The sequence below is a fragment of the Paracoccus sp. MKU1 genome, assembly GCF_001447385.1.
Taxonomy (GTDB): Bacteria; Pseudomonadota; Alphaproteobacteria; order Rhodobacterales; family Rhodobacteraceae; genus Paracoccus.
On sequence record NZ_LLWQ01000215.1, the window covers coordinates 1 to 11,072 of the forward strand.

General features: G+C 68.5%; 12 protein-coding genes. 9 read left to right on the forward strand and 3 right to left on the reverse strand.

The features are described 5' to 3' along the window. Positions 1 to 137: 137 nt before the first annotated feature. The gene (locus AQY21_RS22700; RefSeq protein WP_058099860.1) at positions 138 to 737 is read left to right on the forward strand and encodes a sulfotransferase family 2 domain-containing protein; all 600 of its coding nucleotides are present in this window, start codon (positions 138 to 140) and stop codon (positions 735 to 737) included. Here AQY21_RS22700 and AQY21_RS22705 read toward each other — a convergent pair. From AQY21_RS22705 to AQY21_RS22715, 3 genes are read right to left on the reverse strand one after another with little or no spacing between them, the layout of a single operon-like run. Beyond that, complete coding sequence (locus AQY21_RS22705) at positions 725 to 1,678, reverse strand: aldo/keto reductase (protein ID WP_058099861.1); 954 nt, start codon at positions 1,676 to 1,678, stop codon at positions 725 to 727. The two genes, AQY21_RS22700 and AQY21_RS22705, sit on opposite strands and share 13 nt — an antisense overlap. Next, on the reverse strand, positions 1,678 to 2,862 hold the full coding sequence (locus AQY21_RS22710; RefSeq protein ID WP_058099862.1) for an alpha-hydroxy acid oxidase: 1,185 nt from the start codon (positions 2,860 to 2,862) through the stop codon (positions 1,678 to 1,680). The genes AQY21_RS22705 and AQY21_RS22710 overlap by 1 nt, the downstream gene beginning before the upstream one ends. A gap of 3 nt (positions 2,863 to 2,865) precedes the next feature. Continuing rightward, on the reverse strand, positions 2,866 to 3,384 hold the full coding sequence (locus AQY21_RS22715) for a MarR family winged helix-turn-helix transcriptional regulator (protein ID WP_058100055.1): 519 nt from the start codon (positions 3,382 to 3,384) through the stop codon (positions 2,866 to 2,868). A 188-nt stretch (positions 3,385 to 3,572) separates the two neighbouring features. Between AQY21_RS22715 and AQY21_RS22720 the strand changes: the two genes are divergently transcribed. From AQY21_RS22720 to AQY21_RS22755, 8 genes are all read left to right on the forward strand, one after another. Then, entirely contained in the window at positions 3,573 to 4,589 is a 1,017-nt protein-coding gene (locus tag AQY21_RS22720) for an ABC transporter substrate-binding protein (protein ID WP_058100056.1), read from the forward strand. 63 nt (positions 4,590 to 4,652) lie between these two features. Further along, entirely contained in the window at positions 4,653 to 5,714 is a 1,062-nt protein-coding gene (locus tag AQY21_RS22725) for an ABC transporter ATP-binding protein (protein WP_058099863.1), read from the forward strand. Then, positions 5,711 to 6,562, forward strand: a complete 852-nt coding sequence (locus AQY21_RS22730) for an ABC transporter permease (protein ID WP_058099864.1) — start codon at positions 5,711 to 5,713, stop codon at positions 6,560 to 6,562. Before AQY21_RS22725 ends, AQY21_RS22730 begins: the two co-directional genes overlap by 4 nt. 5 nt (positions 6,563 to 6,567) lie before the next feature. After that, a complete protein-coding gene (locus AQY21_RS22735) occupies positions 6,568 to 7,347 on the forward strand; it encodes an ABC transporter permease (protein WP_238986883.1) in 780 nt (259 codons plus the stop codon). 11 nt (positions 7,348 to 7,358) lie between these two features. Further along, positions 7,359 to 8,180, forward strand: a complete 822-nt coding sequence (locus AQY21_RS22740; RefSeq protein WP_058099865.1) for a polysaccharide deacetylase — start codon at positions 7,359 to 7,361, stop codon at positions 8,178 to 8,180. Further along, positions 8,177 to 8,917, forward strand: a complete 741-nt coding sequence (locus AQY21_RS22745; RefSeq protein WP_058099866.1) for an SDR family NAD(P)-dependent oxidoreductase — start codon at positions 8,177 to 8,179, stop codon at positions 8,915 to 8,917. The genes AQY21_RS22740 and AQY21_RS22745 overlap by 4 nt, the downstream gene beginning before the upstream one ends. Before the next feature lie 20 nt (positions 8,918 to 8,937). Next, positions 8,938 to 9,672: an SDR family NAD(P)-dependent oxidoreductase gene (locus tag AQY21_RS22750; RefSeq protein WP_238986884.1), complete on the forward strand. Its 735-nt coding sequence runs from the start codon at positions 8,938 to 8,940 to the stop codon at positions 9,670 to 9,672. A 12-nt stretch (positions 9,673 to 9,684) separates the two neighbouring features. Next, positions 9,685 to 11,061, forward strand: a complete 1,377-nt coding sequence (locus tag AQY21_RS22755) for an amidase (RefSeq protein WP_058099868.1) — start codon at positions 9,685 to 9,687, stop codon at positions 11,059 to 11,061. The last annotated feature ends 11 nt before the right edge of the window (positions 11,062 to 11,072 follow it).

The following is an 11,072-nucleotide window of genomic DNA, read 5'->3' on the forward strand; positions in this document are numbered from 1 at the left end:
ATGATATCATCATTCAAACTCTGAATGACATAAACCATCCTGAATGGGTTCAGGAATAAATCTTATTATGCGCGTATACATGATGGTCAAAATGCATGTCGCGTATACGCGCATTTTTTCTAATTAGGATAATAAAATTGCCCTTCATCCAGCATAACGGCAAACGCATCCTCTTCATCCACATCCCGAAGGCGGGGGGCACCTCGGTCGAGAGCTGGATGAAGGGCATCGCTCCCCTGCGGCTGTTTTCCATGGGCATTCCCCATGCCAGCCGCTGCACGCCGCAGCATTATCGCGCGCAGGATATCCAGGCGCTGCTGGGCGAGGGCTTCTTCGACTACGCCTTCACCATCGTGCGCAACCCCTATGACCGGATCGCAAGCGAATACCGGATGCGGGCGCAGCTGGCCAAGGACAGTTTCTGGAAGGGGCTGCCGGCATTCTCGCCCTGGATCGAGGAGAACCTGGACCGGCAGAAACGCGAGAAGTTCCATCTCGACAACCACCTGCGCCCGCAATGGGAGTTCCTCGGCAAGGATGTCGAGGTCTTCAAGCTCGAGGACGGCCTGTCGGCGCCGCTGGCCGCCCTTGCCGAGCGGCTGGGCGTGGCGCCGCCCGAACAGAACCCGCATGAATTGCGCTCGGACCCGCTGGAAATCGAATGGAGCCCGGCCGACCGCATCCGCGTGCGCGACCATTACGCCCGCGATTTCGAGACCTTCGGCTATCCGCCCTGAGACGGGGCCTCGTTCAGCCGGGCAAGCGATTGCGGTGACAGCCGGTGCCGCGCCGCCAGGATCAGTTCGTCGAGCTGCGCCCGGCTGGTGGCGCTGGCGATCGGGGCGGTGATGCCCGGCTGGGCGCGGATCCACGCGATCGCCGCCACGGCGGGCGGGACGCCTTCGGCCTCGGCCACCTCCAGCAGGGTTTGCAGGATCCGCATGTTGCGCGGGGTCATATAGGCCGAGACCCGCCCGGCCCGTGCGCCGGAAACATCCGCCTCGCTGCGGTATTTGCCGGTCAGGAAGCCCGCGGCCAGCGCGAAATAGCTGATGGCGCCGATCCCCTCGCGCCGGCACAGATCGGCAAGCGGGCCTTCGAACCCGTCCCGCGCGATCAGGTTGAACTCGGGCTGCGTGCTTTCAAAGCGGGGCAGGCCCAGGTCCCGGCTCACCTCCAGCGCCGCCTGGGTCTGCGCGGCGCTGAAGTTCGAATTGCCCAGGACGCGGACCTTGCCGGCCTCGACCAGCCGGGCAAGGGCGGTCATGGTCTCCTCCAGCGGCACATCGGGGTCGGGCTCATGCGCCTGGTAGAGGTCGATGTAATCGGTGCGCAGGCGCCGCAGCGAATGCTCCACCGCCTGCTCGATCCAGCGTGCCGACAGGCCGCGATTGCCGTCGCCCATGCGCATGCCGCATTTGGTGGCAAGGATCACCCGGTCCCGTCCGCCGCGGCTGGCCAGCCATGCGCCGATCAGCGTCTCGGATTCGCCGCCCTGGTGGCCCGCGACCCAGGCCGAATAGACATCGGCGGTGTCGATCATGGTCAGCCCTTGCTCGACCATGCGGTCGAGCAGGTCGAAGCCCACCGCCTCGTCTACGGTCCAGCCGAAGACATTGCCGCCGAACACCACCGGCGGGACCAGCAGCTCAGAGCGTCCCAGGCGTCGTTTTTCCATCATTCTTCCCCCTGCGTCAGATAATCAGGCCCCAACCCCGCCGGCGAGACGCAGCCGATCCCGGCCATGACCAGGTCGGTTTCCTGCCGCAGGATGGACAGCGCCTTGCGCGCCCCCGCCTCGCCGCCGGCGGCGGTGCCGTAAAGCGTCGGCCGGCCGGCAAAGACGAAATCCGCGCCCAGGCACAGCGCGATGACGATATCCGACCCCCGCCGCACGCCGCTGTCAAGCAACAGCGGATAGTCCGGGCCGACCGCGCGACGGATCGCCGGCAGCATGTCCAGCGCCGCCGGCGCCGCGTCCAGCGCCTTGCCGCCATGGTTCGAGACCAGGATCGCATCCGCGCCAAGCGCCGCCGCGCGGCGGGCATCCTCGGGATGCAGGATGCCCTTGACGATCAGCGGCCGGGGCCAGAGCGCGCGGCAGGTTTCCAGATCGCGCCAGCACAGCGTGCCGCTTTCGCCCGGCACGAAGGCCTGGTCGAAGAAGAAGGCTGCGATCTCCGAAGCACTGGCGCCCTGGGGCGCATAGGGCGCCCAGTTGCCCATCGCCTCCATGCCGCCGCCCAGCAGGAAGCGCAGGAACCACTCGGGGTGCAGCAGCACCTCCCTGGCCAGCCGGGGCCACAGCGCCGGGCCGGGCCGGAAGGGGACCGAGATGCGATTGCGCAGGTGGCGTTCGCGTTTGGGTGTCACCGGCGTGTCGACGGTCAGCACCAGCGCCGGGGTCCCGGCATCGGCGGCGCGGCGGATCTGGTCGCGGGTGATCGCCCGGTCGCGGGCCGGATAAAGCTGGAACCAGCCATGTTCCGGCGCGATCCGGGCGATCTCCTCCAGCGAGGCGCCGGCGGCGCCGGACAGGATGAAGGGAATGTCGGCCTCGCGTGCGGCGCGGGCCAGCATCCGGTCGGCATCGCGGCGGAACAGCTGCGCCGGGCCGGTGGGCGAGATGCCGAAGGGCATCGCGTAGTCGCGGCCCAGGATGCGCGTCGCCAGCGACCGGCGCGAGACGTCGCGCAGATAGCGCGGCACCAGCCGGTGGCGGCCGAAGGCCTGCCGGTTGCGCATGAGCCCCGCCTCGCCATCGACGCCGCCGGCGATGAAATCGAACAGGAATGCCGGCAGATAGCGCCGGGCCGCCTGTTCGATCTCGTCGATGTTGACGGCATGGCGGGTGCGGTCCATCCGCTATCCGGCGCTGTTGGTGGCGATCAGGACGCTCAGCATCCGCGCCATGCTTTCGCAATCCTGCGGCGACAGCGCCGCGATCAGCTCGCGCTCCAGCGCCGCATGGGCGGCCATGCTCTCATCGGTCAGCGCGATGCCCTTCTCGGTCAGCTCGACGATGACGCCGCGGCCGTCGCGCTTGTCGGCGCTGCGCCGCACCAGCCCGTCCTTTTCCAGCTTGCGCAGCAGGTTGGAAAGCCCGCCCGACGAGATGACGATGGCGGACAGCAGCTCGCTCGGCGTCATGCGATAGGGCGGGCCGCTGACGCGGATCGTCGCCAGGATCGCATAGGTCGGGAATTTGAGGCCGAATCGCGCCAGGTTGCGGTTCACCTTGTCGATGATGACCTCTTGCAGGTGCAGGACGCGGCCGACGACCGCCTTGCCGCTGCTGTCGATCTGCGGCACCTCGCGTCGCCATTGCCGCATGCCGCGGCCGATCCGGTCGTTTTCCCAGTATCTTATCGGTTCCTCGTCCAAGCCTTGCCCTTGCCGCTGAATGATGCGCCCGCGATCCGTCATTACCCCATCCGCGCCGTCATTGGAATTATATCTTTCAAATGGCTTTATAGTATCTTTATTGAAAGATATATGCGAGACTGCTAGCGTCGGATCCTGTCGAGCGCCTGCGGCGACCGACCAGAACAACCAGGCGGGGAGGTTTGCTTGTGTTCAGAAAATTCGCATTGACGACGACGGTCGTCCTCGGCTCGATCACGGCCGCATCCGCGCAGGAACTGGTTGTCGGCGCCTTCGGCGGCTCTTTTGCTGACAACGTCGAGACCTGCTATGTCCAGCCCTTTACCCAGGCCACCGGGGCCTCGGTGCTGCTGAAGCCGGCAAGCTCGGCGCAGCATGCCGCGTCGGTCAGGGCGACCGCCGGGCAGTCGGACATGGACGTGGTCTTTGCCGACGACGCCTTCGCGGTGCAGATGGCGAACGAAGGGCTGCTGGTGCCCCTGGACCGCGCGGCGCTGACGAATGCACCCGACATCATCGAGGGCGCCTGGGGCAAGGACGACGCCTATGTCGCCGCCATGCTGGGCGCCACCACCATCGTCTATAACAAGGAGACGGTGACCACGCCGCCGACCTCGTGGAACGACCTGTTCGATCCGAAATACGAGGGCCGGATCACCATCGGCGACGTCTCGGCCACGGCGGGCTGGCAGTTCCTTGCCGCGCTGAACCAGATGGAGGGCGGCACGCTGCAAGATCCAGGCCCCGGCCTCGCCAAGATCAAGCCGCTGGCGCAATCGGCGGTGCTCTTGCACACCCAGGCCGACCAGGTGGTCTCGCTGTTCGAGCGGGGCGAGATCGACATCGCGGTCTGGTATCCCGACCGGGCCGGGGTGGCGATCAAGGGCGGGCTGCCGCTGGCCGTCGCCTATCCGCAGGAAGGCGCGGTGGGCATCCGCCCGACCATCTCGATCCCCAAGGGCACCCAGCAGCAGGACCTGGCGATGAAATTCATCGACACCGTGCTGTCGGTCGAGGCGCAGAAATGCTTCTCGGAAGCGCAGGTCATCGGGCCGGTCAACAGCAAGGTGGTGCTGTCGGACGATCTGGCCACGATCCTGCCCACGGCCGAGCAGGCCGGCCAGATGCTGTTCCTGGACCCGGCCGAGATGGCGGTGGTCATGCCCGACTGGACCCGCCGCTGGCAGCGCGAAGTGCTGCGCTGAGCCGGTCCGGGCGGATCGCCGCCGGGGCCAATCGCAACCCATGCCCAAGCCCGACGAGGTGAGATGAGCAACCTTTCCCTGCGCAACATCGTCAAGCGCTACGGCAGGACCGAGGTGGTCAGGAACGCCTCGTTCCAGATCGCCGAGGGCGAGTTCGTCTCGCTGCTTGGCCCCTCGGGCTGCGGCAAGACCACGATCCTGCGCATGGTCGCCGGGCTCCTGGAGCCGACCGAGGGGCAGATCATGATCGGCGAGCGCGAGGTGACGCGCCTGCCGCCGAACAAGCGCAATATCGGGCTGGTGTTCCAGTCCTATGCGCTGTTTCCCCACATGACCGTCTTCGAAAACGTCGCCTTCGGCCTGCGCCGCAAGGGCGAATCCGGCAAGCCGCTGGAAGAGCGGGTGAATGCCGCGCTGGAGATGGTGCGGCTGGGCGGCTACGGCGCGCGCTTCCCGCGCCAGCTTTCCGGCGGCCAGCAGCAGCGCGTCTCGATGGCCCGCGCCATCGCGCCCCGGCCCAGCATCCTGCTGTTCGACGAGCCGCTGTCCAATCTGGACGCCAAGCTGCGCGACGAGATGCAGATCGAGCTGAAGCGGTTGCAGCAGGAGCTGCGCATCACCACGCTGTTCGTCACCCATGACCAGGCCGAGGCGCTGAGCCTGTCGGACCGCGTCGGCGTCATGCATGGCGGCGTGATCCAGCAGCTGGACAGGCCCGAGGAGATCTATCACCGGCCAGCGAACGCCTTTGTCGCCAGCTTCATCGGCAAGCCGAACCGGCTGCAAGGCCGCGTCGAGGCCGGCACCGTCGCGCTTGGCGCCGGGCTGGCGCTGCGCCCCGAGCGGCTGGATCTGCCCGAGGGCAGCGCCGCCGAGGTGTTCCTGCGGCAAGAGGCGATCCGCGTCCTGCGCGCGCCCGAGCCCGGCGCGCTGGCGGGGACCGTGGCACTGCGCGCCTTTTCGGGGCCGCAGGTGCAGCTGGTGGTGCGGCTGGCCCATGGCGCCGAGATCGTGGTCGAGGTGCCCTCGGCCGAGGACACCGCCAGCCTCGCGCCGGGCGAGGCCGTGTATCTGGCGATCCGGCCGCGCGACATCATCGTGCTGCCGCAGGGGGCCGAGCCATGACCGGGCAGCGCAGCGCATGGCTGCTGATCGCGCCGCTTCTGCTGGTGCTGCTTCTGTCCTTCGTGGTGCCGCTGGTGCTGCTGCTGCCGACCAGTTTCCAGGAATACCAGCCGGGGCAGGGCATGGTGGCGGGCAGCTTCACCTGGGAGAACTACCTGCGCATCGCCACCGACGGCTATTACCGCGAGGTGGTGCTGCGCACGCTGGCGCTGGGGCTGGGCGTGACGGTGCTGTGCCTGCTGACCGGCTATCCCGTCGCCTATTTGATCGTGCGCGGCCATCCGCGCTGGCGGCTGCCGCTGACGCTCCTGGTGATTTTTCCGCTGATGCTGAACCTGGTGGTGCGCTCCTTCGGCTGGATCGTGCTGCTGACCAATCGCGGCGTGGTCAACAACCTGCTGATCGACCTGGGCCTGATCGAGCGGCCGCTGAAGCTGATGTTCAACATGACCGGCCTGCTGATCGGCCTGACCCATATCTACCTGCCCTTCATGGTGCTGATGCTGGTCGCGGCGCTGCAAAACGTGCCCCGCGATGTCGAGGCGGCGGCCGCGACGCTGGGTTCCAGCCGGACGCATGTGTTCTGGTCGGTCACCCTGCCGCTGACGGCGCCGGGCATCATCGGCGGCTCGATCCTGGTCTTCGTGCTGACCATCTCGGCGCTGGTCACGCCCAGGATGCTGGGCGGGCCGACCTATCAGGTCATGGCGACGCTGATCTATGACGAATACATGCAGCTTCTGGACTGGCCCAGCGGCTCGGCGCTGTCCTTTGCGCTGGCGGCCTCGACGCTGGTCATCATCTGGATCTCCAGCCGCATGACCAAAAGATGGGCGGGCATGGCATGAGCGACATGAAACCCACCCTGCCCATTTCGATCGTCGCGCTGCTGGTCGTGGCCTTCTTGCAGGTGCCGGTGCTGGTGGTGGTGCTGACCTCGTTCAGCGAGACCTCGTATCTGACCATCCCACCGCAGGGCTGGACGCTGAAATGGTTCGCCGAGGTACTGAGCGATCCGGTCTATCTCCGGGCGATCCGCAACAGCCTGATCCTGGCGGTCAGTTCCACGCTCCTGTCGCTGGTCCTGGGCGTCGCCGCGGCCTATGCGCTGTTTCGCAAGGCCATCCCCGGCGCGGAGGCGATCACCGCGCTGCTGATGGCGCCGCTGATCGTGCCCTCGGTGGTGATCGGGGTGGCGATGCTGCAATACGTCACGCTGGTCGGCCTGCGCGGCAGCTTCCTGGTGCTGATCGTGGCGCATGTCGTCATCACCGTGCCCTATATCCTGCGCTCGGCGCTGGCCAGCCTCTCGGGCCTCGACGTTTCGGTCGAAGAGGCGGCGCGGGTGCTGGGGGCGGACGGCTTCACCGCCTTCCGGCTGGTCACGCTGCCGCTCATCAAGCCCGGCCTGGTCGCCGGCGCGCTGTTCGCCTTCGTCACCTCGATGGAGAACGTGCCGGTCACCATCTTCCTGGCCAGCGCCCGGCAGACCACGCTGCCCATCCTGATCTTCAGCTCGGTCGAGATGGGGGTCAATCCGGGCGTCGCCGCCATCTCGACCCTGCTGATCGTCGCCACCGTGATCGTGCTGCTGCTGGCCGAGCGCTGGACCGGCTTTCACAAATTCGTCTGAAAGGACCAGCCATGCATCTGACCAGCAAGGGCTTTCCGCTGTTTCTGACCTTCGACCTCGATGCCGAGACGATGTGGACGGCGCGCGACCCGGCCTATGCCAAGCGCCCGATCCTGATGTCGCAGGGCGCCTATGGCTGGAAGGTCGGCACCGACCGGGTGCTGGAGCTGCTGCGCCGCTACGACCTGCGCACCACCTTCTTCATCCCCGGCTTGGTCGTGGAGCAGCGCCCGGCGCTGATCGAGCGCATCCTGCAAGGCGGGCACGAGATCGCGCATCACAGCTATTCGCATCGCTGGATCCTGAACCTCAGCCATGAGGAGGAGCGCGAGGAGATGGAGCGCGGCTTCGAAGCGATCAAGCGCGCGACCGGGCAGGCGCCGCGCGGCTGGCGCTCGCCCGCCGCCGAACTCAGCGACATTTCCATGCAGCTGATGCTGGAATACGGCTTCGACTATTCCTCGAACTTCTTCGACGACGACTCGCCCTATCTGCACGAGGTGGACGGGCAGCGGACCCGGCTGGTCGAACTGCCCTTCCGCTGGGTGCTGGATGACGCGCCCTTCTTCCAATATTCCATCGTGCTGCCGGGCCGGACCATGCAGGCGCCCTCGGCGCTGCTGGAGGCCTGGACGCTTGAGCTGGACATGCTTCATGCCGAGCGGCGGATGATGATGGTCGGCATGCATCCGCAGATCATCGGCCAGCCCTCGCGCCTGTGGGTGCTGGAGCAGCTGATCCGACGCGCGCTGGACAAGGGCGACGTCTGGATGGGCCGCTGCGACGAGATGGTCGCCGACATGCGCCCGCGCCTGGAGGGCACCGGGGCATGAGTGGGGCGCTGACCGGCCGCCGCATCCTGATCGCCGGCGGCGCGCAGGGCATCGGCCGGGCCACCGTCGCGCGCTTCCTGGCCGAGGGCGCCCGCGTCGCCGTGATCGACCGCGACGGCGCGGCGCTGGACGGGCTGGGGGTGCCGGCCGCGGTGGCCGACATTACCGACAGCGCCGCGCTTGGGGTGGCGGTGACGGAACTGGCCGGGACGCTGGGCGGGCTGGACGGTCTGGTCAACTGCGCGGGCCTGGATCTGGTCGCGCCGTTGGAGCAGATCACCGACGAGGCCTGGGACCGGCTGATCGCCGTGAACCTGACCGGCGCGATGAAGCTGTGCCGGGCGGCGGTGCCGCATCTGCGGCAGGCGGGCGGCGGGACCATCGTCAACCTGTCCTCGGGCGCGGGGCTGGTGCCCTTGCGGCTGCGCAGCGGCTATGCCGCCTCCAAGGCGGGGTTGCAGATGTTCTCGAAATCGCTGGCGCTGGAACTGGCGGACAGCGGCATCCGCGTGAACGTGGTCTGCCCCGGCGCGGTGGACACGCCGCTGCTGCGCAGCTCGATCGACCCGGCGGGCGATGCCGAGGCGCAGTTGCAGGCCGTGCGCGACCGCTATGCCCTGCGCCGCATCGCCGACCCGGCCGAGATCGCGGCGGCGATCCTGTGGCTAACCAGCGGCGAGTCCTCCTATGTCACCGGCGTCGCCCTGGCGGTCGATGGCGGCCGCACCTTCCATTGAGGCCGGCGATGACGGAATGCATGCGGTTCAGGGGCAAGAACGTGCTGGTCACCGGCGGTGCCTCGGGCATCGGCGGCGGCATCACCCGCCGGATGCTGGCCGAGGGCGCGCGGGTCGGGGTGATGGACCTCGACACCGCGCCGCTTGCCGCCGAGGCGGGCGAGCGGCTGCTGCTGGCCCAGGGCGATTGCACGGACGCCGCCGCGCTTGCCGGTTTCCACGACCGTTTCCTGTCCGAACTCGGCCCGGTCGATGTGCTGGTGAACAACCTGGGCCAAAGCGGCCGCGAGCGCAGCGCGCCCTTTTGTGACTCGCGCGAGGAGGTCTGGCGCTTCGTGCTGGAGATCTCGCTTGTCAGCGCCATGCGCATGGCGCGGCTGGTGGCGCCGGCGATGCGCGAACGTGGCGCCGGGCGCATCGTCAACATGTCCAGCCTTGCCGCCTTTACCGGCGAGCCGGGGCTGGCCGATTACGCCGCCGCCAAGATGGGGGTGATCGGGCTGACCCGCGGCCTGGCGCGCGAACTGGCGCCGCATGGCGTGACGGTGAACGCGGTGGCGCCCGGCGCCATCCGCACCGCCGCGCATGACCGGGTGCCGGCGCAGGTGATCCAGACGATCATCGACAAGACCCCGGTCGGCTTCGTCGGCGCGGTCGAGGACGTGGCCGCCGCCGTCGCCTTCCTGGCCAGCGACGAGGCGCGCTTCGTCACCGGCCAGACGCTGCTGGTCGATGGCGGCCACTGGATGATCTGAAAGGAGCCCGCGATGACCGCAATCGCCGACCTGAGCGCCGTGGACCTGGCCGAGGCCATCCGCCGCCGCGCCATCTCTCCCGTCGAGGCGACCGAGGCGGCGCTGGAGCGGATCGAGGCGCGCCGCGACCTCAACGCCTTCATCACCGTCGCCGCCGATGCGGCCCGGGCCGAGGCGCGGGCGGCCGAGGCGGCGGTGATGCGCGGCGATGCGCTGGGGCCGCTGCACGGCGTGCCCTATTCGGTCAAGGATCTGCTGGCCACCGCCGGGGTGCGGACCACCATGGGCTCGCGCCTGTTCGCGGACAACGTGCCGGCCGAGGATGCGGTCTCGGTCGCCCGCGCCCGCGCCGCCGGCGGTATCATGATCGGCAAGACCACGACGCCGGAATTCGGCCATGCCCAGACCGCCAGTTCGCCGCTGTTCGGGCTGACGCTCAATCCCATCGACCCCGGCGTGACGGCGGGCGCGTCCAGTTCCGGCTCGGCGGTGGCGGTGGCGGCGGGCATGGGGCCCTTGTCCATCGGCACCGATGGCGGCGGCTCGATCCGCATCCCCGCGGCCTGCTGCGGCATCGTCGGGATGAAACCGACCTTGGGCGTCATTCCGCATCTGGCGCTGCCCGACCTGTTCGCCGCCAATTCCTTTGCCGGGCCGATGGCGCGCAGCGTGGCGGATGCGGCGCTGTTTTTCGAGGCCATGGCCGGCCCGGACCCCCGCGACCCCTATGGCCAGGCGGCCGTGCAATTGCATCCCGACGACGGGTGCGGCCTCAAGGGGCTGCGCATCGGCTGGATCCCGACCGCCGGCGCCCGGGTCGAGCGCGAGACGGCCGCGATCACCCAGGCCGCCCTGCGCCGCATCGAGGCCGAGGGCGCCATCGTGGAGGAGGCCGACCTGGATTTCAAATCCTTCGAGCCGGTGTTCCTGACCCTGCTGCGCGTGGGCCTGGCCGCTCGCGCCGCCCCCGCCTTTGCCGGCCGCGAGGATCTGGTCGCGCCTTCGCTGGTCGAAACGGCGCGGCTGGGGCAGGGCTGTTCGGCGGTGGGGCTGGCCGAGGCCTCGGCGGCGCGGACGCGGCTTTTCCAGATGATGCAGGCGCATTTCGCGCGCTTCGACCTCTTGGTCTCGCCGGTGCTGACCGCGCCGCCGCTGGCCCTGGGCTATGACCCGATGGGCGAGATCGAGATCGACGGCCGGCCCGCCGGCACCATCCGCGGGGCCTGGTATCCGTTCACCTATCCGCAGAACCTGACCGGCCATCCGGCGATCTCGCTGCCCTGGGGGCGGACCCGGGCCGGCTTGCCGGTGGCCTTGCAGCTTTGCGCGCCCTGGTATCGCGACCGGATGCTGCTGCGGCTGGCGGATGCGGTGATGCAACTGGCCTGACGGGCGCGTCG